At 44.7% G+C, this 19,616-nt stretch carries 20 protein-coding genes; 16 read left to right on the forward strand and 4 right to left on the reverse strand.

Going from position 1 to position 19,616, the window contains the following annotated elements; translation table 11 throughout:
• Positions 1-9: 9 nt before the first annotated feature.
• The 16 genes from OCV44_RS04320 to OCV44_RS04395 all read left to right on the forward strand — a co-directional run bounded on the left by OCV44_RS04320 (position 10) and on the right by OCV44_RS04395 (position 14,871).
• A complete protein-coding gene (locus OCV44_RS04320) occupies positions 10-2,214 on the forward strand; it encodes a chemotaxis protein CheA (protein ID WP_139685243.1) in 2,205 nt (734 codons plus the stop codon).
• A gap of 13 nt (positions 2,215-2,227) precedes the next feature.
• Positions 2,228-3,352 (forward strand): protein-glutamate methylesterase/protein-glutamine glutaminase, encoded by a 1,125-nt coding sequence (locus OCV44_RS04325; protein ID WP_086048967.1) that lies wholly within the window; start codon positions 2,228-2,230, stop codon positions 3,350-3,352.
• Positions 3,353-3,362: 10 nt separating this feature from the next.
• A complete protein-coding gene (locus OCV44_RS04330; protein ID WP_139685242.1) occupies positions 3,363-4,145 on the forward strand; it encodes a ParA family protein in 783 nt (260 codons plus the stop codon).
• The gene (locus OCV44_RS04335) at positions 4,132-5,334 is read left to right on the forward strand and encodes a chemotaxis protein CheW (protein ID WP_261900928.1); all 1,203 of its coding nucleotides are present in this window, start codon (positions 4,132-4,134) and stop codon (positions 5,332-5,334) included. Before OCV44_RS04330 ends, OCV44_RS04335 begins: the two co-directional genes overlap by 14 nt.
• A 217-nt stretch (positions 5,335-5,551) precedes the next feature.
• Positions 5,552-6,046 carry a chemotaxis protein CheW gene (locus OCV44_RS04340; protein ID WP_009848530.1) on the forward strand — a complete coding sequence of 165 codons (495 nt, stop codon included), beginning with the start codon at positions 5,552-5,554 and terminating at the stop codon, positions 6,044-6,046.
• Positions 6,046-6,558, forward strand: a complete 513-nt coding sequence (locus OCV44_RS04345; protein WP_086048970.1) for a DUF2802 domain-containing protein — start codon at positions 6,046-6,048, stop codon at positions 6,556-6,558. Before OCV44_RS04340 ends, OCV44_RS04345 begins: the two co-directional genes overlap by 1 nt.
• A 278-nt stretch (positions 6,559-6,836) precedes the next feature.
• Positions 6,837-7,454: a cytochrome c biogenesis heme-transporting ATPase CcmA gene (ccmA, locus tag OCV44_RS04350; RefSeq protein WP_086050382.1), complete on the forward strand. Its 618-nt coding sequence runs from the start codon at positions 6,837-6,839 to the stop codon at positions 7,452-7,454.
• A 1-nt stretch (position 7,455) separates the two neighbouring features.
• Positions 7,456-8,124, forward strand: coding sequence for a heme exporter protein CcmB (gene ccmB / locus OCV44_RS04355; protein ID WP_009848527.1), 669 nt, complete (start codon positions 7,456-7,458; stop codon positions 8,122-8,124).
• A gap of 173 nt (positions 8,125-8,297) precedes the next feature.
• Positions 8,298-9,038 carry a heme ABC transporter permease gene (locus tag OCV44_RS04360; RefSeq protein ID WP_009848526.1) on the forward strand — a complete coding sequence of 247 codons (741 nt, stop codon included), beginning with the start codon at positions 8,298-8,300 and terminating at the stop codon, positions 9,036-9,038.
• 14 nt (positions 9,039-9,052) lie between these two features.
• On the forward strand, positions 9,053-9,259 hold the full coding sequence (gene ccmD, locus OCV44_RS04365; protein ID WP_009848525.1) for a heme exporter protein CcmD: 207 nt from the start codon (positions 9,053-9,055) through the stop codon (positions 9,257-9,259).
• A complete protein-coding gene (gene ccmE / locus OCV44_RS04370; RefSeq protein WP_009848524.1) occupies positions 9,256-9,738 on the forward strand; it encodes a cytochrome c maturation protein CcmE in 483 nt (160 codons plus the stop codon). The genes ccmD and ccmE overlap by 4 nt, the downstream gene beginning before the upstream one ends.
• The gene (locus OCV44_RS04375) at positions 9,735-11,705 is read left to right on the forward strand and encodes a heme lyase CcmF/NrfE family subunit (RefSeq protein WP_139685599.1); all 1,971 of its coding nucleotides are present in this window, start codon (positions 9,735-9,737) and stop codon (positions 11,703-11,705) included. The genes ccmE and OCV44_RS04375 overlap by 4 nt, the downstream gene beginning before the upstream one ends.
• A 5-nt stretch (positions 11,706-11,710) precedes the next feature.
• Positions 11,711-12,262 carry a DsbE family thiol:disulfide interchange protein gene (locus tag OCV44_RS04380; protein ID WP_139685598.1) on the forward strand — a complete coding sequence of 184 codons (552 nt, stop codon included), beginning with the start codon at positions 11,711-11,713 and terminating at the stop codon, positions 12,260-12,262.
• Positions 12,259-12,747, forward strand: coding sequence for a cytochrome c-type biogenesis protein (locus OCV44_RS04385; protein WP_139685597.1), 489 nt, complete (start codon positions 12,259-12,261; stop codon positions 12,745-12,747). Before OCV44_RS04380 ends, OCV44_RS04385 begins: the two co-directional genes overlap by 4 nt.
• Positions 12,747-13,967, forward strand: coding sequence for a c-type cytochrome biogenesis protein CcmI (gene ccmI, locus OCV44_RS04390; protein WP_139685596.1), 1,221 nt, complete (start codon positions 12,747-12,749; stop codon positions 13,965-13,967). Before OCV44_RS04385 ends, ccmI begins: the two co-directional genes overlap by 1 nt.
• 118 nt (positions 13,968-14,085) lie before the next feature.
• Positions 14,086-14,871 (forward strand): MlaA family lipoprotein, encoded by a 786-nt coding sequence (locus OCV44_RS04395; protein WP_139685595.1) that lies wholly within the window; start codon positions 14,086-14,088, stop codon positions 14,869-14,871.
• Between the two features lie 122 nt (positions 14,872-14,993).
• Here the strand turns inward: OCV44_RS04395 and OCV44_RS04400 are convergent, their stop codons facing one another.
• The 4 genes from OCV44_RS04400 to OCV44_RS04415 form a co-directional block, all read right to left on the reverse strand.
• Positions 14,994-16,268 carry an outer membrane protein transport protein gene (locus OCV44_RS04400; RefSeq protein WP_139685594.1) on the reverse strand — a complete coding sequence of 425 codons (1,275 nt, stop codon included), beginning with the start codon at positions 16,266-16,268 and terminating at the stop codon, positions 14,994-14,996.
• A 295-nt stretch (positions 16,269-16,563) separates the two neighbouring features.
• Positions 16,564-17,817: an outer membrane protein transport protein gene (locus tag OCV44_RS04405; RefSeq protein ID WP_139685593.1), complete on the reverse strand. Its 1,254-nt coding sequence runs from the start codon at positions 17,815-17,817 to the stop codon at positions 16,564-16,566.
• Positions 17,818-18,115: 298 nt separating this feature from the next.
• Complete coding sequence (locus tag OCV44_RS04410; RefSeq protein WP_139685592.1) at positions 18,116-18,844, reverse strand: DUF3379 domain-containing protein; 729 nt, start codon at positions 18,842-18,844, stop codon at positions 18,116-18,118.
• Positions 18,837-19,385, reverse strand: coding sequence for a sigma-70 family RNA polymerase sigma factor (locus OCV44_RS04415; RefSeq protein WP_211349769.1), 549 nt, complete (start codon positions 19,383-19,385; stop codon positions 18,837-18,839). Before OCV44_RS04415 ends, OCV44_RS04410 begins: the two co-directional genes overlap by 8 nt.
• Positions 19,386-19,616 lie beyond the last annotated feature (231 nt).

The following is a 19,616-nucleotide window of genomic DNA, read 5'->3' on the forward strand; positions in this document are numbered from 1 at the left end:
AGGTAACGTATGAGCTACGATTTAGACGAAGATATTCTTCAGGACTTTTTAGTCGAAGCAGGAGAGATCCTTGAACTCCTATCAGAACAACTGGTAGAGCTAGAGAATAACCCTGACGACAAAGAACTACTAAACGCTATTTTCCGTGGTTTCCATACAGTAAAAGGTGGTGCTGGTTTCCTAGCATTGACCGAGCTGGTGGATACTTGTCATGGTGCTGAGAATGTGTTCGACATTCTAAGAAATGGCCAACGCAGCGTAACATCAGGACTGATGGATACGATGCTACAGGCTTTAGATACCGTCAATGTACAGTTTAAAGCCGTGCAAGATGAGGAAGCTTTAGTACCAGCAGACCAATCTTTACTGGATGAACTTCATCGCCTCTGCAAGCCAGAGTCTGAAGATGAAGTGGCACCAGTAGAAGCACCAGCACCGGTTATCCCTGAGCCTATCGTTGCAGCTCCTGAACCTGTTATCGCTCCGGAACCTACTGCTGAAAGTACAAACATCAGTGCATCTTCCGTGGATGATATTTCTGAAGATGAATTTGAGCGTTTACTGGATGAACTTCACGGTAAGGGTGGTTCACCAACGACATCATCTGTCGACATACCAGCGCCAGCACCTGCGGCACCTCAGCCAGTTGCTGCGAGTGGTGACATTACTGACGACGAATTTGAAAAGTTGTTAGATGAGTTGCATGGTGCAGGTCAAAGCCCGACAGCTGCAAGCTCAACGCCACCTCCTCCTCCGCCAGTTGCTCCTGTAGCCAAAGCACCAGTAAAGTCTGAAGGCGATGACCTAATGACTGATGCTGAGTTTGAGAGTTTACTTGATCAGTTACACGGTTCAGGTAATGGCCCTTCAATTGAAGAGTTGGATGCTGCGACTAAGCCTGTACAAGCGAAGCCTGAGCCTGTTGCGCCGAAAGTTGCTCCTAAACCACAGCCTGCTCCTGTTGCTGTAAAAGCAGAGCCTAAGCCTAGCGTACCAGCAAAAGCTGAAGTTAAAGCGCCTGCGAAGAAGCAGCAAGCTGAAGCCACAGTTCGTGTTGATACATCAACACTGGATACCATCATGAACATGGTGGGTGAGCTAGTATTGGTTCGTAACCGCCTTGTTAGCTTAGGTTTAAACAGCAACGACGAAGAAATGTCGAAAGCTGTCTCGAACTTAGACGTTGTTACTGCTGACCTACAAGGTGCAGTAATGAAGACGCGTATGCAGCCGATCAAGAAAGTATTTGGTCGCTTCCCACGCGTTGTCCGTGACCTTGCTCGTACCTTGCAGAAAGACATCGTTCTTGAAATGCGTGGCGAAGAAACGGATCTTGATAAAAACTTAGTAGAAGCACTTGCTGATCCCCTGATTCACTTGGTGAGAAACTCTGTCGATCATGGTATCGAAATGCCGGACGACCGTGTTGCTGCGGGTAAATCTAAAACCGGTAAAGTGATTCTGTCTGCCTCTCAAGAGGGCGACCACATTGAGCTTGCTATCGTTGATGACGGTGGTGGTATGGACCCTGATAAGCTTCGTGCTATCGCGGTTAAGCGTGGTCTGATGGATGACGATGCAGCGTCTCGCCTCACAAATAAAGAGTGTTTCAATCTAATCTTTGCTCCTGGCTTTTCAAGTAAAGAAAAGATCTCAGATATCTCTGGCCGTGGTGTAGGTATGGACGTTGTGAAAACAGCGATCAACACACTGAATGGTTCAATTGACATCGATTCAGAGATGGGCCAAGGCACCAAGATTACCATTAAGGTTCCGTTGACACTTGCGATTCTACCAACCTTAATGGTCGGTGTTGCGGGTCACCCGTTCGCATTACCATTGGCATCGGTTAACGAGATCTTCCACCTCGATTTAAGCCGCACAAACGTGGTTGATGGTCAGCTGACTATCATCGTTCGCGACAAATCTATTCCACTGTTCTACCTACAAAATTGGCTGACACCTAAAGAAGGTCTTGTTGAGGGACGTCAAGGTCATGGTCATGTTGTTATTGTGCAACTTGGTAGTCAACGTGTTGGTTTTGTTGTCGATGCGCTTATCGGCCAAGAAGAAGTGGTTATTAAGCCACTTGATAAGCTTCTTCAAGGCACGCCAGGAATGGCAGGTGCGACAATTACAAGTGACGGTCACATAGCATTGATTTTAGATGTGCCGGACTTGTTGAAGCAGTACGCAGCTGCATCAAGAATTTAACTTAAGGATAAATATGGCGATTAAAGTATTAGTCGTTGATGATTCGAGCTTCTTTCGTCGTAGAGTAAGCGAGATCATCAACTCGGAGGCTCGCCTAGAAGTCATCGATGTAGCAGTAAACGGTAAAGAAGCGGTTGAGAAAGCGAAACAGCTAAGACCTGACGTGATTACCATGGACATCGAAATGCCTGTCATGGACGGTATCACAGCTGTTCGCGAAATTATGGCTGCGTCTCCAACGCCTATTTTGATGTTTTCATCGTTAACGCATGATGGTGCGAGAGCAACGTTAGATGCTTTAGATGCTGGTGCTCTAGATTTCTTACCTAAGAAGTTTGAAGACATCGCTCGTAACCGCGACGATGCTGTCGCATTGCTTCAACAGCGCGTGATTCAGATTGCTGCAAAGCGCGCGTTTATGCGACGTGCACCTGTTGCGCCAAGAACTACGGCAACAGCTACAGCTTCAACATCAGCGCCATTGCGCCAGCCTATTTCAGCAACAACCCCTGCTGCTAAACCAGCGGTTGCATCAACCGCGAAATTCAGAGCTTCGGGTAAAAAGTATCAGTTAACTGCAATTGGTACTTCGACTGGTGGGCCAGTTGCACTACAGAAAATTTTGACACGCATCCCTGCCAGCTACCCACATCCGATTGTGTTAGTGCAGCATATGCCAGCAACGTTCACCGCTGCGTTTGCTAGCCGATTGAATACCTTGTGTAAGATTGAAGTTCGTGAAGCTCAAGACGGAGACCTGTTGAAACCTGGGGTGGCTTATCTTGCTCCAGGCGGAAAGCAAATGATGATTGATGGTCGCCCGGGTTCGGCGCGTCTGAAGATTATCGATGGTGGTGACCGAATGAACTACAAGCCTTGTGTGGATGTTACTTTTGGTTCTGCAGCTAAGATCTACGGCGATAAAGTATTGTCTATGATATTGACCGGTATGGGTGCTGATGGTCGAGAAGGTTCTCGCATGTTAAAAACAGCGGGTTCGACCATTTGGGCGCAAGACGAAGATAGCTGTGTTGTATATGGTATGCCTCAAGCTGTAGCGAAAGCTGGCATTTCTACGGAAGACCTACCTCTAGACCGCGTTGCGGAACGGATTTTGGTTGAAGTTGGGTTAGCTTAGGTAAATCGACATGATTGTTTGGAGTGTTGCAAACCAAAAAGGTGGCGTTGGGAAAACGACAACGACAGTGACCCTAGCTGGCTTACTTGCCTTAAAGGGCCATCGTGTGTTGTTGGTTGATACTGACCCTCATGCATCACTAACCACCTATCTGGGTTACGACTCAGATACGGTGGAATCGAGCCTGTTTGACCTGTTCCAGCTGCGTGAGTTTTCTACGCAAGCTGTGAGAGAGTTGACAATACAGACTGAAATTGAAGGTATCGATATTATTCCCGCACACATGTCATTGGCGACATTAGACCGTGTAATGGGAAATCGAAGTGGTATGGGTTTGATCCTAAAGCGAGCTTTGGCCGTTTTGAAAAATGACTATGACTACGTGCTTATCGATTGCCCACCTATTCTTGGTGTGATGATGGTGAATGCGCTGGCTGCTAGTGATCGTATCTTGATTCCGGTACAGACTGAATTTTTGGCAATGAAGGGCTTAGAGCGCATGATTCGCACTCTAACCATTATGCAGAAGTCTCGCAAAACACCGTTTAAGGTGACGATTGTCCCGACGATGTACGACAAGCGAACCAAAGCGTCATTGCAAACATTGACTCAGCTTAAAGATGACTACCCAAACCAAGTTTGGACATCTGCTGTGCCGATTGATACCAAGTTTAGAGATGCCAGTCTAAAGCGTTTGCCTGCATCTCATTTTGCATCGGGTAGCCGTGGTGTGTTTGCTTATAAACAGCTGCTTATTTATCTCGAGAGGTTAGCGATAAATGAGCGCGAATAACGAATCGACAATGACGCAACCAAGTTTATCGAGTGAACAAGCAATCGATGATTACTTCACTGCGCTGTTAGGTGATGAAAACTTTGAATCTGATGCTTTTTTTGTTGACGAGTCTAGCGACGAATCACAAACTAAAGAGCCAGAGCCAGAGCCAGAGCCAGAGCCAGAGCCAGAGCCAGAGCCAGAGCCAGAGCCAGAGCCAGAGCCAGAGCCAGAGCCAGAGCCAGAGCCAGAGCCAGAGCCAGAGCCAGAGCCAGAGCCAGAGCCAGAGCCAGAGCCAGAGCCAGAGCCACAATTGTCGACAAGTCATTATTCAAGCTACGCTGAAATACGCGCCGCAGAATTTGAAGTGCCTAATCTTGAGGATGTTCAGAAACTTCTGAGTCGGTTAGAAGCAACGAATGTTGTTGATGAGCTGAATCTAGATGAGTTGATGGATCAGAACACGCAGCAAATTGCTCAGCAGGCAGACATGCAAATGTTTGATGCTGCAGTTGAGTCTGTTCAAGTGTCTGTAGACCCTGAAATTCAAGATTGGGATCTTCCTGAACCAGAATTAGCCGTTGAAAGCGAACGGGTCGTCGAAGCTGAAGCGCTTGAAACTGAAGTGCCCGTAACTGAACATTTTGAAGTTAAGGCGGCTGAATCCGATCTTGAATCTCCTCAAATCGATCCAGTTACCGAACTTGAAACCCAAGCCGGAGGAGCTGGTCAGTTTACATCTTGGGAAACGACGGCTAGAACTGAAGATTTTCAAGTACTGTATTTTGATGTGAACGGTGTGACGTTTGCGGTGCCACTTGATGAACTCGGGGGGATCCATCGCCTTGAAGAGGTAAGTCATATTATTGGTAAACCTGCTTGGTATTTGGGGTTGCAAACTAATCGTGACAGTAAGCTGGATGTGGTTGATACCGCAAAATGGGTAATGCCTGAAAAGCTATTATGTGATGATTATAAAGATAACTATCAATATATAGTCATGCTTGGCGAAAGCTTGTGGGGGCTTGCGAGCACAGAGCTCAAAGGTACCGAACTGCTTAATACAGATAAAGTACGCTGGCGAGAAACGGCAGGGAAACGGCCATGGCTCGCTGGTATGGTAAAAGAAAAAATGTGTGCTTTGATCCATGTTGAAGCATTAACCGCCATGCTAAATGCAGGGCTAGACGTAAAATCATTGGGCTAATACCAATCACAGTAAGTAAGTGCACAAAAATAGTGTAGGAAAAAGGCTTGGGAATAAGGCGGAAATTTTTGATAAGTAGTTATTCTACTATCAAAAATTCTAACGCTGTTATCGAGCACTTTAACAAGCTAGGATGAACAGTTATTTACTACGATTGATATAACAATAAGCATCAAGTTAATAATAGTGGTCGGCAACGACGGCAAGAGGATTATCTATGTCTCATATGAGTGAAGTTGAAGTAAGAAAAGATCAAACTAATGATGAAGTGCTTCAATGGGTAACATTTCAACTAGAAGAAGAAACTTACGGCATCAATGTAATGCAAGTACGTGAAGTATTGCGTTATAGCGAGATTGCTCCAGTACCGGGCGCTCCAGACTACGTTTTAGGTATTATCAACCTGCGTGGTAACGTTGTTACTGTTATTGACACTCGTTCTCGCTTTGGTTTGATGCAAGGTGAAATCACCGATAACACTCGCATTATCGTTATTGAATCTGAGCGCCAAGTAATTGGCATCCTAGTAGATAGCGTTGCTGAAGTGGTTTACCTGCGTTCTTCTGAAATCGACACAACACCAAGTGTTGGTACTGATGAAAGTGCTAAGTTCATCCAAGGTGTTAGCAACCGTGATGGTAAGCTGCTTATCTTAGTAGATCTAAACAAACTACTAAGCGAAGATGAGTGGGATGAGATGGCTCACCTGTAATGTTTGAAGCGCTTCCTTTAAGCCCTGTCGCTCTGATATCTGGCGTTGGGGTTTTTACGTTATTCATTGTGATTTTGATTAGCAAAGTAAAAAGTGCGATTCAAAAGCAGATCGATAAGTCACGCCTGCAAGTTCGTAACTTAGACAAAGAGCTTCAAAAGTCGAGTAAGCAATTACTCGAGGTTCGCTCTGTTGTGGTTGGTCTTGGCCAGAAAGTGACTGAACAGCAAGATCTGATAAAGCATTTGAATGAACGTATTGTTGAGTTGGAACATGCGGACACCGACGGGCGTCTGTATACGCGTGCAACAAAAATGGTTCAGCTTGGTGCTGGGATAAACGAACTGATCGAAGAGTGTGAACTACCTAAAGCGGAAGCTGAGCTGATGATGTCTCTGCAGAATAAGCTCGCAGGTAAAGAAAAAATTCCTTCGTTAAGAAGTAACCCTTCACCGTATGACGAACAACCTGCACCCCCTCGTGATCGCAGAGACCCGACTCGACGTCGTTAAATTGAGCGCTTACTGCGTAATGAGCAATTGATGTTTATCACGCTACTCTCTTAAAAGAAGCTTCGGCTTCTTTTTTTATGCCTGTTATATCTATATAGAACGATGTTTATAAGTATTTGTATCTAATGCAATATCTTGTTTGTTGGTGAAAATGTGTAAATTGTGATGCGGTGGTAACAGTTTCTTACGGAGTTTGTTCTTTCGAAAAGGCCTAGTCCTGTTTTGTGACCTTATTGGTGTGCTACTATAGCCCTCTCATTACTCGACTAAATTTACCTATGCTAGAAGTCTCAAATTTAACTGCTATTCGTGACGACAGGGTTCTGTTTGAATCGCTGTCTTTTCAATTGAAACCCGGGGAACTGGTTCAAGTTGAAGGTCGTAACGGTACTGGGAAAACGACACTCCTTAGGATTATCACTGGGCTAGGCGATCGCGATGACGGCACTATCTCTTGGGATGGCGAATCTATTGAGTCGAGTCGAGATGTGTATCACCAAAATTTGCTTTTCTTGGGTCATCAAACTGGCGTGAAGCGTGAGCTTAGTGCCTATGAGAATCTGAGCTTCTATCAATCGATTCACAGTAGTGGAACGAGTAAGGAAGAACTTTACAATGCATTGGCTCAAGTAGGGCTTGCTGGTAGAGAAGACGTCCCAGCAGGACAACTTTCAGCGGGGCAACAGCGCCGTGTAGCGTTGGCTCGCCTGTGGTTGAGTAAGCAAATGTTATGGATTTTAGACGAACCACTGACTGCAATAGATAAGCAGGGTGTTAAGGTTCTGGAGTCTCTTTTTTCTCAGCATGCAGATAACGGTGGCATTGTGTTATTAACCACACACCAGGATATGTTTGCTGATAGCCCGAAACTAAGAAAAATAAAGTTGGGTGAGTAATATGATCTCTTCAATGACAACGATCATCCGACGTGAGCTATTGATCGCATTTCGTCGCCAAGCCGATATCTTTAACCCTCTGTGGTTTTTTATTATTGTCATCACCCTTTTCCCATTGAGTATCGGCCCTGAGCCAAACCTACTTGCGCGTATTGCTGCGGGTATTGTTTGGGTAGCGGCTTTGCTTTCTGCATTGCTCTCTTTAGAGCGTTTGTTTCGTGATGATTTTCAAGATGGCGCACTTGAGCAGATGATGTTGATGCCCATCCCGTTGCAGTTGGTAGTCTTGTCCAAGGTCATAGCACACTGGTTATTGACAGGGTTACCATTAATACTGATCAGTCCGTTGTTAGCGGTACTGCTGTCTTTGGATTTCGATACTTGGCTATCGGTGGTCTTAACGTTATCGGTTGGTACGCCCGCATTAAGCTTTATTGGTGCGATTGGTGTGGCTCTAACGGTTGGATTGCAAAAAGGTGGTGTGCTGTTAAGTCTGCTTATTTTGCCGTTGTATATCCCAATTCTTATATTTGCTACATCAGCGATTGATGCCGCAGCACTAGGCGTTGCGTATAACGGACAATTAGCTGTGTTAGGGGCAATGCTAATGGGCGCGATGACGCTCACCCCATTTGCCATCAGTGCAGCACTGAGAGTGAGTGTTAACTAATTAATTACTTGGTTAAGGTAACTAAGCACTCACCAACACTTTGCTTGTTTAAAGTGAACGATTTAAAGCTGTCAAATGCCTAGAGTCACTGAAAGGCAAAGTAAACCAAATAAATTATAATAATTATAGCTGTGATAGCTGTAAGCAATATGAAGTAAGAGTGAGATTACAACATGTGGAAATGGCTCCATCCCTACGCCAAAGCAGAAACCTCTTATCAGCTTGCTGGTAAACTTCTGCCATGGTTTTCGATCCTAGCGCTATTATGTCTATCCGCCGGTACTGTCTGGGGGCTTGCATTTGCGCCTTCTGATTACCAGCAAGGCGATAGCTTCCGAATTATCTATATCCATGTTCCATCTGCAATCTGGTCTATGGGTGTATACATGTCCATGGCAATTGCTGCCTTTATCGGTTTGGTATGGCAGGTAAGGTTATCAGACATGGCTGCGTTGGCTATGGCGCCTATTGGTGCTGTATTTACCTTTATTGCGTTATTAACTGGCGCAGTTTGGGGTAAACCAATGTGGGGTGCTTGGTGGGTTTGGGATGCACGTTTAACTTCAGAGCTGATTCTTTTATTCTTATATTTGGGTGTGATTGCACTTCACCACGCGTTTGACGATCAAAAAACCGCAGCAAAAGCAGCGGGTATTTTGGCGATCGTTGGTGTCATCAACCTACCTATCATTCACTTTTCAGTAGAGTGGTGGAACACACTCCACCAAGGCGCAACAATTACTAAGTTTGATAAGCCTTCTATTTCAAGTGACATGCTATGGCCGCTTCTTCTTAACATCTTCGGTTTTGCCTTTTTCTTTGGTGCTGTGACTATGGTGCGTTTTAGAAACGAAATCATCAGTAAAGAGAGTCACCGTCCATGGGTTCGCAAGCTAGCGGCTAATAAAGCGTAGTAGGGTAGGTAATTATGTATTTTGAATCTCTGAGTGATTTCTTTGCCATGGGTGGCTACGCCTCATATGTATGGAGTGCATTTGGAATCACATTCCTCGCGATGATCATTTTACTGGTCGTAAGTGTTCGTCGTGGTAAGCAATTATTAAATGAAGTACAAGCTAAGATTGACCGTCAAGCTCGTATTGATGCAGCAAAAAATATGGAGAACACTCTATGAACCCAAGACGCAAAAAGAGGCTAGGCATTATCTTAGCGATCTTTTTTGGTATCAGTGCAACTGTTGGATTGATGGTTTATGCACTTAACCAGAACATGGATCTGTTCTATACACCAACCGAGCTCGTCAACGGCAAAGATGGTAAAAAACCTGAAGTTGGCCAACGTTTACGTATTGGTGGCATGGTTGTAGTCGGCTCTGTAAGCCGTGACAATGAATCATTGCGTGTAAGCTTCGATTTGGCTGATGTAGGTCCTAAAGTGACGATTCTATATGATGGCATCCTTCCTGATCTTTTCCGTGAAGGCCAAGGTATTGTTGCTCAAGGTGTCCTTAAGGATGCAACGACAATTGAAGCGTTTGAGGTGTTGGCAAAGCACGATGAAGAATATATGCCTTCTGAAGTTGCTGAAGCAATGAAGAAAACTCATGAGCCTTTGCAATACACGACTGAACAAAAAGAAGGAAATGCTCAATGATAGCCGAGATCGGCCATTTTGCGATGATCCTGTCTTTGGGACTTGCACTGCTGCTAAGCGTGCTCCCACTGTATGGAGCCGCTCGAAATAACACATTATTGATGAACAGTGCACGACCGCTGTCGTGGGGTATGTTCGGATTCCTAGCGATTTCGTTTTTTATCTTGTGTTACGCGTTCTACACTAACGATTTTACGATTCAATACGTAGCAAGTAACTCGAATAGCCAACTGCCTTGGTACTACCGAATCACTGCGGTTTGGGGGGCTCATGAAGGCTCACTACTGCTTTGGGTTCTAATCCAAGCGGGTTGGACGGTAGCAGTTGCAACGTTTAGTCGTGGTATGCCTCAAGAGTCTGTGGCTCGCGTACTGGCGATTATGGGTTTGATTACTGTCGGGTTCTTGCTGTTCATTATCGTAACGTCTAACCCGTTCCTACGTACATTGCCTTTCTTCCCTGTTGATGGCCGTGACTTGAACCCACTACTGCAAGATCCGGGTTTGATTATTCACCCGCCAATGCTTTACATGGGTTATGTAGGTTTCTCGGTAGCGTTCTCTTTTGCAATCGCTTCCCTAATGAGTGGTCGTTTAGATACGGCATGGGCTCGTTGGTCTCGTCCTTGGACAATCGCTGCTTGGTTATTCCTAACAGTAGGTATCGCTCTAGGTTCATGGTGGGCTTACTACGAACTTGGCTGGGGTGGCTGGTGGTTCTGGGATCCAGTAGAAAACGCTTCATTCATGCCTTGGTTAGCTGGTACTGCACTGATGCATTCACTAGCGGTTACAGAAAAGCGTGGCACGTTTAAAGCTTGGACAGTTTTACTGGCTATCTCTGCATTCTCACTAAGCTTACTAGGTACATTCTTAGTTCGTTCGGGCATCTTGGTATCGGTTCACGCATTCGCGTCGGATCCTGCTCGTGGTATGTTTATTCTAGGTTTCCTAGTGTTTGTTATCGGTGGTTCACTGCTGTTGTTCGCTGTTAAAGGCGCATCGGTTCGTGTTCGTGGTAACTTCGATTTAGTTTCTCGTGAAAACGCGCTGCTAGGCAACAACATCTTATTGATTGCTGCACTTGTGGTTGTGTTAGTCGGTACCTTGCTACCATTAGTTCATAAACAGTTAGGCTTGGGCTCAGTATCTATCGGTGCGCCATTCTTTGACATGTTGTTCTTCTGGTTAATGATCCCGTTCTCGTTCTTACTTGGTATCGGTCCTCTGATCCGTTGGAAACGTGACAACCTATCTAAGCTCGTTAAACCTATGTTGATCTCGGGTGCATTCTCATTGGGCTTAAGTGTGCTAATGGTGACGATGCTGGCTGACCGTTTCAGCGGCACAGCTTTTGCTGGTTGGGTAATGGCATTTTGGATCATCTTCATGCATGGCTTTGAGCTTCATGAGCGCGCGACACACCGTCATACATTCCTGAAAGGCCTGACTAAACTACCTCGCAGCCACTGGGCGATGATGTGTGGTCACATTGGTTTGGCTGTGACAGTGATTGGTATTGCGATGGTGCAAAACTACAGCATCGAGCGTGATGTACGCTTAGCACCAGGTGAAAGCTACCAACTTGAAGAGTACAGCTTCCTGTTTACAGGGGTTCGTGACAAAGATGGTCCTAACTACGATGGTTACATTGCTGACTTTGAAATTACTAAAGAAGGCAAATACATCAACACGCTTCACGCAGAAAAACGTTTCTACACTACAGCTAGGTCGATGATGACAGAAGCGGCGATTGATCGTGGCGTAACGCGCGACCTTTACATCGCAATGGGTGAACGTTTAGACGACAATAAATCTTGGGCTGTACGTATCTACTACAAACCATTTGTACGTTGGATCTGGGCGGGTTCTCTGATCATGTCGATTGGTGGTGTGATTGCTATCAGTGACCGTCGTTACCGTTTCCGTAAGCCAACGAAAAAGTCGGCTAAAGAGCAGGAGGCTTAGTTCTAATGGACAAGAAGATATTATTCATTCCATTGATTGCGTTCATGGTTCTAGCTGGAATTTTTGCGACTCAATTGATGCGTAATCAGTCGGGCGATGACCCGACTAAACTTGAATCTGTGTTGATTGGTAAGCCAGTACCTGAGTTCGGTCTAGAAGACTTAGAGCAACCGGGTAAGTTTCATGACCAAGCCATCTTTAAAGGTGAGCCACTGCTTCTTAATGTGTGGGCGACTTGGTGTCCTACTTGTTATGCAGAGCACTCTTACTTGAATAAGTTAGCGGGTCAAGGCGTTAAGATTATAGGTCTTAACTACAAAGATGATCGCAATAAAGCGGTCGGTTGGTTAAATGAGCTGGGTAACCCTTACCTGATCAGTTTATTCGACGGCAACGGTATGCTAGGTCTTGACCTTGGTGTGTATGGTGCTCCAGAGACTTTCCTTATTGATGCTAACGGCGTAGTTCGTTACCGCCATGTTGGTGACGTGAACCCAACTAACTGGGCATCGACGCTTGAGCCGATGTACCAAGAGCTGTTGGAGGAAGCGAAATGATTAAGAAGTCACTGATTACGCTATTCGCTACATTTGCTATTTCGGCGACTGTTTCTGCTGCGCCTATCGAATTTCATGAATTTGATACCGTTGATCAAGAGCAGCAGTTCAAAGAGCTAAGCAACACGCTGCGTTGCCCTAAATGTCAGAACAACACCATTGGTGATTCGAACGCAGAGCTTGCGGTTGATTTACGCCAAAAAGTGTATGAAATGACAAAAGATGGCAAGTCGAAGCAAGACATCATTGATTACATGATTGCTCGCTACGGTAACTTTGTTACTTACAACCCACCACTCACATTAGCAACATCAATCCTTTGGGTTGGTCCGTTTGCAGTAGTCGTGTTTGGTTTCGGTTTGATCATTTTACGAAGCCGAAAGTCAAAGTCGAAAGCAGTAGAGTCAGATAAAGACTGGGATGCAGACAAAGAAGCTCGTTTAAAAGCGTTACTCGATGAAGAGAACGACGGAGATAAGAAGTAATGACTCTATTTTGGATTTCTACCATTATCCTTTCGCTAGCAGCAATTTTCTTAATTGTTCTTCCCTTCATTAATAAGAAGGCGAACAATGATGAAATGCTTCGTGACGAGTTGAACAAAGCATTCTATAAAGATCGTTTAATTGAGCTAGAAGTGGAAGCAGAAGAAGGCCTTGTTGATAACCAACAAGAACTGATCGCTGATTTGAAACAGTCTCTACTTGATGATGTACCTGCGCAGCAAGAGATGAAGAAGACCCAAATCTCAACATTGGGCGTCGTAGTACCATCTATTGTCCTAGTCGTGGTTGTTACTTACGGTATGTACTTTCAGTTTGGTGCTCTGGATAAAGTCCAACACTGGCAAGAAGTGAGTTCAAACCTTCCTGAGTTGTCTAAAAAGCTAATGTCATCGGAAGGTGGTGCATTAACGGATGATGAACTAGAAGATTTGACTCTGGCACTTCGTACTCGTCTGCACTATCAACCAAAAGACTCGACAGGTTGGTTACTATTAGGTCGTATTGCATTGGCTAACCGCGATGCTGAAACTGCGAAAGATTCGATGCAAAGAGCTTACAAGCTTGAGCCAAAAAATGAAGATGTTCAGCTAGGTTATGCACAAGCATTGATGCTTTCACCTGATGATGCGGATCAAAACCAAGCACGTTTAATTTTGAGCCGTTTGATTCAAAACGACTATGTTGATCTTCGTGTGTTCTCGTTGCTAGCGTTTGATGCGTTTGAGCGTCAAGACTACCCAGGTGCTGTTAAGTACTGGACCATCATGCAACAGATGATTGGTCCACAAGACAGTCGCTATGAAATGTTGTCGCGCAGTATCGAAAGTGCACAGAAGAAAATGGGTAATGCTATGGGCGTTGACCAAGGTAAAACTGTTGCTGTAACGCTTGAGTTATCTGGTGATGTGAATGCTGCCCCTAGTTCAGTGTTAGTTGTATCAGTGCACAGAGCAGACGGCTCACCAATGCCGATTGCTGCGGCTCGTTATCCGCTAGGAACTTTCCCTCGTACTGTCGTTCTTGATGATGGCAACAGCATGTTGGAAGGACAGAAACTGTCCAGCCTTGAAACTCTAATGGTTAGAGCTAGGCTTGATACAGATGGTAACGTTTCAACTCGAGACGGTGATTGGTACGGTGAAAGTGAAGTGGTTGAACTGGGTGCCCCAGTTACCATTGATATCAATAAGCAATATTAATCATTACTTTGCATAGGTGTTAGCTATTCCGATTTATTAAAAAACGGTATAGACTTACGCAACCAATTGAGGCCAGCGATTGCTGGCCTTTTTTATTATTCCTTATGGAAAAGGTGATATGTCTATCAGTGTTTTAAGACTTTCGAGTTTACTCTTCATCGCAAGCTTAACGGTAGGTTGTTCGAGCGTACCAGATGACAGCAATGGCGGTGATAACCTCGAAACCTCTGAATATGTAGAAGAGTCCCATCCGAACGACCCTTTTGAAGGTTTCAACCGAGCGATGTGGGATATCAACTACGAGTATCTCGACCCTTATTTGGTTCGACCTGTTTCTCTTGCCTATGTTGACTATACCCCTGTACCAATTCGCTCTGGTATTTCCAATTTTTTAGCCAACTTAGATGAGCCATCAAGTATGCTCAACAATCTCATTATGGGTAATGGTGGGAAAGCGCTGGATCATTTCAATCGTTTTTGGATTAACTCTACCTTTGGTCTTCTTGGTCTGATTGATATTGCTAGCGAAGCGGGGATCACCAAATATGACGAAAAGTCGTTTTCTGATGCGATTGGTCATTATGGGGTAGGGAATGGACCGTATTTTATGCTGCCGGGATATGGCCCTGTGACGACTCGACAAGTAACAGAGCAAGTGGATAGCTTATACGTGCCTTTGTCTCTGTTTACCTTCTGGGCAAAGTTAGGGAAGTGGGCCTTTGAAGGTATGGAAACACGTGCTCAGTTGGCCTCGCAAGAAGCCTTATTAGATGACTCTCCAGACCCATATGCTTTGACTCGTGATATTTACATCCAACGTCAAGATTTTAAAGCTGAGATCGAGCCAGAAGAGGTTGATCTTGAGGAAGAAGATTTCATTGATGAGTATCTCGAAGATTACTAAATACAAAGCTTAGATAAGCAGATAAGAGAAAGGCTCGATGTTAATTCAACATCGAGCCTTTTTAATGCTGTCTACTTTTCTACCTTTCGGTAAGAAGGTAAGTAGATAATTAGGTAACCAGTCTAGAAGCGGTAGTTAGCTTGGATACCGACTAACCAGATGCTGCCTGTCACTTCGCCTTCGAAGCTACCACCAAAGTAATCTGCTTTTGGATCTTTTTCATGCATTTTCGCGTCTTTCGCTAGAATGTAAGTGAAGCCAGCATCCAGAGTTAGCTGCTCAGACCATTGGTAGCCCGCACCAATACTTAACCAAGTGCGGTCTGTTTCTGGGATCGTCGCAGTACGGTGTTCTTCGCTTACCGCTGAAGTATCGTAGGCAATACCAGAACGCAGTGCTAGTTTAGGGGTCATTTGGTAAGTAGTACCGATTGCAAAACGGTAGTTGTCTTCCCAGTTCTCTTGCTTGATCTCTACGCTTTTCTCGCCAGGGAAATCAGCAACAAGTTCTTTAAAGCTGCTCCAGTTCGTCCAGTTAATACTTGCGTGAACCGCTACAGTGTCTGTCAGCTGGTGGAAGCTAGCAAGTTCAGCTGTTGCCGGAAGAGCGAGGTCCATTGAACCACTTTTGTGTGCTTCTGGTTTTGTTGGGTTGAAACCAAAGCCTTTTGCATAGCCTTCTAAAGTCAGGTCAACTTCTGATTTGTAGGTAAAGCCAAGGCGGTTGTCTTCATTAATGTCCCAAGCGGTACCAACTTGCCAACCCCATGCCGTGTCATCACCTTCCATGTATTTCAAAGAGGTACCAGACTTCACTGGAATAAGAGAGTTTTTAGTTGATACTGCACCAAAGCTACCTTCAGCTATGATGTAACGTACGCCACCACCAATAGAAACACTCTCTAGCACTTGATATGCAGCGTTCAAGTTCAGCTCCATAGTCGTCACACTTGCTTCGTTACCATGGTTTGCACCGCCGAAGTCTTTACCTAGGTCCGTAGCCATGCCGTAGTTAGTACCAGCAGCAAAGCCCAACGCAAATTTTTCGTTGTACTTATGAGAAACATAAAAGTTTGGAATAAAAGCACTGTGCGCGAAGTCACTAGAGTTAGATGTTGTTTTTCCGCGAGGAGTTGTAGAAGTCCCTTCAATATCAATATTTGGGTCAACGTAGATTCCACCCACAGAAACCTGTGTGCCTTCTAGGTAAGTCAGCATAGCAGGGTTACGCCATTGCGCGTCTGCACCGTCGGCCATTGCTGCTTCACCAGCGTAAGCACGGCCTAAGCCTGTTGCTGAGTATTCTGCTAGTTGAAAACCTGCCGCGTTAGTTACGGTAGAAGTCGAAAGTAATCCAACTGCCACTGCAGCAGATAGAAGAGTTTTATTCATTTTCATTATTATGTTCACTGAATCATAAGTATTTAGTGGCGTGATTCTACTTTTAGAGTTATTACTTTAAAAATGAAATTCGAATAAAACAGTGTTTTAGGGATTAAATGAGTAAATGTGTTTAGTTATTAGAGAAATCATCTAAATGTTTCGGCTGTGTTGCGAAGTTTGAGCGTACACTTGTAGCTGTATATTTGCTCTGCAGGCTACAGTTGTAAGCTTAAATTTAGGTTGGTCAGTGGTTTAGAAAAACAAAAAGGGTCGCACAATGCGACCCTTTGGGGTTATAGCTAATTTTATATTAGAAGCTGCGGCTGTACTGAAGACCTAATAGGATTGCATCAGCATGTGTCGTCGCTGTTAGTGGTGTGCCTGAAGAGGTTTCTGAAACCTTCACATCGTCACCTAACAAGTATGTAAAGCCGAAGTCTACGTTTGAAGCGGTGTCAATGTGGTAAGTGAAACCAGCAGAGAACCACTGACGGTCAGAATCTGGAACAGAAATAGATGTCAGTTCGTCTTGTGCACTGGTGTCATACATGTAACCGGTACGTAGTGTCCACGTATCGTTTAGGTAGTATGTACCACCAATTGCGTAGTGCCAGCCATCTTGCCATTTGTATTCTTTATTGTAAGCGCCTTTGATCGCACCTTGAGATAGGTTTTGGAATTCGATCTGGTCGAAGTCACCCCAGCCGATCCACTGTACAGAGTAGTGAACTGCGAACTTAGTATCTTCAATTTTGTGGAAACCAGAGAATTCAGCGATGTCTGGTAGTGGTAGCGTGATTTCTTGGCCCTTGTCATCTTTAGCGGTGATTTCAGGGCTGTAACGGTAAGATAGACCAAAACGGTTGTTTTCATCTAACTCATAAACGGTACCAACGTTAAAGCCAACAGCCCAACCATCAGCTTTGTCGACGTTTAATAAAGGAGTGCCTGCCGGTGGAATTCCCTTAGATGCATCTCCAGGGCCAAAACCCGCACCAGCGGTACGTTTCATCGTGCCTTGACCATAAATAAGGTCTAAACCTGCACCGAAGCTCCATTGGTCGTCTAGTCGGTAAGAACCTGCAAGACCAAAGTTGACGCTCTTAACATCCGTTAAGCCACCGTATTCAGCCGCCGGGTAGTTGTCGTCAAACTCTGTTTTAGTACCGAAGTTTGAGTAGGCATTGATACCCCAAGCAAATTTTTCATTTACCGGAACGATTAAGTGGATGTTAGGCGCGATTGATGTGTCACCTACATCATCAGTATTATTTACCGGAACCTTGCCACCAACGTAGTTAACGTCGTTGACTTCAATCATTGAAGTAATACTTTCAAAACCAAGAGATAGCTCAGTTTTATCAAATAGTGCCATTGCTGCAGGGTTACGTGCCATTACTGACGCGTTATCTGCGATTACAGCATCACCAGCAAAAGCACGGCCAATACCGGTTGCTGATTGTGCGTTAAGTTGGAAACCTGCTGCCATCGCTTGCGAAGACGCCAGTGTAATTGTTACTGCTAAAAGAGACTTTTTAAACAGACGCGTGTTGTTGGTAGTCATTCATTTATTCCTTTATATATCCGCCTCTACAGGGCGATTAATTTGAGCAATTGCTCAATGGTGGCTGATCCTATTCGCAAGTATACGATATACAAATCCGACCATTGGGGATTTTGAGTGGAAAATTATGGAAATGACGCCTATCTGGCACGAAAATGGAGAGAAATGCTGCTTTTTAGAGTTTTAACTCTAGATGTATTGCTTTGGTGAATGTTTGCGCTGTTTATCTATAAATAAAGCCCAGCAATATCAGCGATATACTTGCTGGGCCTTTGGTTACGGTTTTTTTGAGAGCGAATTAGCTCATTGGTTTGATCATTTTTGTTAGCTTTTCGGCGATTTTAGAGACATCCTCGCCATCTTCCCCTACGAGGATCAAACTGCTGTCATCAATCGGAGTTACCGAACCAGACATGCCTTTTTCGTCAAAGTCGATAGATTTGTCTGTTGGAATCCCAGTTAGAAACAGCGTGACTTTGCCTTTTTCACCTTGGAAAACCATGTGCATTGCGTTGGATTTGCCAAAGCCACAATGGTTCAAGTAATAGACATGGTACGGGAAGGCTTCATCAAACTGAAAAGCAAACGGGTTCATTTTTGCGTTGATTTGTTGAGATGATACATCTTCATCAAGTGCACTAACGAAGCTCTTTTCATCAACAACATGTTTCATTGCAGTATCCGCCAAGCTTGCTTGAGCTGGAGATACCAACGCGTTGCCCCAGTTAACTTGACCAACCAATAAACCTGCAACAAATGCCACAGAAGCAGCCATTGCCATCGCTCGTCGAGCAAACGTAGGCCTTACTACTTTGCTCTCTTCGCTTGAGGTCTGATTGAACAGGATACGATCTGCCAGATCGTCTGGCACATCCACATTCAATGCTGAATGGATCTGTTTATCAAGCGATAGTACATCGTCTAAGAAATTACTATTGGCTTCACTATTCGCTGCTGCATCAATAATGTCTTGTGTACGTTGCTTAGGTTCCGACAATACACGACGACGAAATTCCAAATCATCCATTATGTTGCCCCCTCTCTGCCTCTTCTGTATCCAGCATCTCTTTCAACTGATTTCGAGCTCTGAATAAACGTGTCATCACCGTATTTTTGTTAAGATCGAGAATATCGGCGATCTCATCACCACTAAAACCACCAATCACTTGTAAGAAGAGGGGGTCACGGTATTCGATTTCAAGTTTCATGATCTGCGCTTGCAACCATTGGTGTTGATGATGTGGGTCATCACTGATGCTAGCATCGTTACCATGATCGTCGATATCAACCAGATCAAATTGTTTGCGTTCAAAACGTCGAGCATTCTCGCGGCGCAAGATAGTAATCAGCCATGACTTTGCGGCTTTTTCATCTTGTAGGCTATCGAGTGACTTCCATGCACGAAGGCAAGTTTCTTGAACTAAATCTTCGGCAATGCTTTTGTCTTTGCATAGCCAATAGGCATAGCGAAAGAGGTCACGATGATAGGCGCGCACGAGTGCTTCGTATTTTCTTTGTTTGTCCATATCAGAGTTGACCGGACGCTTGGCTGTTTTCTTTCCAAACATTTTTATTATTGACACACGAGCCTCCATAATTGCTCTGCGTATAGCTGTCTTCTATACGTTGTGCTTCGTTATATATGCTGTTTCGTTTTTAGGGCTAACGTCGGCAGGAAGTCGTAAAATCACATTAAAATTGATCTACTTCAAAATTTAAGCCCTCGAAAACGCTATAGTACACCTTGTCGTCTAGTTAGTCATTCGTGGCTAGCATGTTGAGCAAGACGACACTTCCTT

The sequence above is a fragment of the Vibrio tasmaniensis genome (assembly GCF_024347635.1).
Classification (GTDB): Bacteria; Pseudomonadota; Gammaproteobacteria; order Enterobacterales; family Vibrionaceae; genus Vibrio; species Vibrio tasmaniensis.

Coding starts and splice junctions, on each gene's coding strand:
- OCV44_RS04320 (WP_139685243.1), top strand. CDS start 10: ATGAGCTACGATTTAGACGAAGATATTCTTCAGGACTTTTTAGTCGAA.
- ccmB (WP_009848527.1), top strand. CDS start 7,456: ATGATCTCTTCAATGACAACGATCATCCGACGTGAGCTATTGATCGCA.
- OCV44_RS04410 (WP_139685592.1), bottom strand. CDS start 18,844: ATGGATGATTTGGAATTTCGTCGTCGTGTATTGTCGGAACCTAAGCAA.
- OCV44_RS04380 (WP_139685598.1), top strand. CDS start 11,711: ATGGACAAGAAGATATTATTCATTCCATTGATTGCGTTCATGGTTCTA.
- OCV44_RS04345 (WP_086048970.1), top strand. CDS start 6,046: ATGTTTGAAGCGCTTCCTTTAAGCCCTGTCGCTCTGATATCTGGCGTT.
- OCV44_RS04375 (WP_139685599.1), top strand. CDS start 9,735: ATGATAGCCGAGATCGGCCATTTTGCGATGATCCTGTCTTTGGGACTT.
- OCV44_RS04385 (WP_139685597.1), top strand. CDS start 12,259: ATGATTAAGAAGTCACTGATTACGCTATTCGCTACATTTGCTATTTCG.
- OCV44_RS04400 (WP_139685594.1), bottom strand. CDS start 16,268: ATGAAAATGAATAAAACTCTTCTATCTGCTGCAGTGGCAGTTGGATTA.
- OCV44_RS04325 (WP_086048967.1), top strand. CDS start 2,228: ATGGCGATTAAAGTATTAGTCGTTGATGATTCGAGCTTCTTTCGTCGT.
- OCV44_RS04330 (WP_139685242.1), top strand. CDS start 3,363: ATGATTGTTTGGAGTGTTGCAAACCAAAAAGGTGGCGTTGGGAAAACG.
- OCV44_RS04360 (WP_009848526.1), top strand. CDS start 8,298: ATGTGGAAATGGCTCCATCCCTACGCCAAAGCAGAAACCTCTTATCAG.
- OCV44_RS04340 (WP_009848530.1), top strand. CDS start 5,552: ATGTCTCATATGAGTGAAGTTGAAGTAAGAAAAGATCAAACTAATGAT.
- OCV44_RS04405 (WP_139685593.1), bottom strand. CDS start 17,817: ATGACTACCAACAACACGCGTCTGTTTAAAAAGTCTCTTTTAGCAGTA.
- OCV44_RS04415 (WP_211349769.1), bottom strand. CDS start 19,385: ATGTTTGGAAAGAAAACAGCCAAGCGTCCGGTCAACTCTGATATGGAC.
- ccmE (WP_009848524.1), top strand. CDS start 9,256: ATGAACCCAAGACGCAAAAAGAGGCTAGGCATTATCTTAGCGATCTTT.
- OCV44_RS04395 (WP_139685595.1), top strand. CDS start 14,086: ATGTCTATCAGTGTTTTAAGACTTTCGAGTTTACTCTTCATCGCAAGC.
- ccmA (WP_086050382.1), top strand. CDS start 6,837: ATGCTAGAAGTCTCAAATTTAACTGCTATTCGTGACGACAGGGTTCTG.
- ccmD (WP_009848525.1), top strand. CDS start 9,053: ATGTATTTTGAATCTCTGAGTGATTTCTTTGCCATGGGTGGCTACGCC.
- ccmI (WP_139685596.1), top strand. CDS start 12,747: ATGACTCTATTTTGGATTTCTACCATTATCCTTTCGCTAGCAGCAATT.
- OCV44_RS04335 (WP_261900928.1), top strand. CDS start 4,132: ATGAGCGCGAATAACGAATCGACAATGACGCAACCAAGTTTATCGAGT.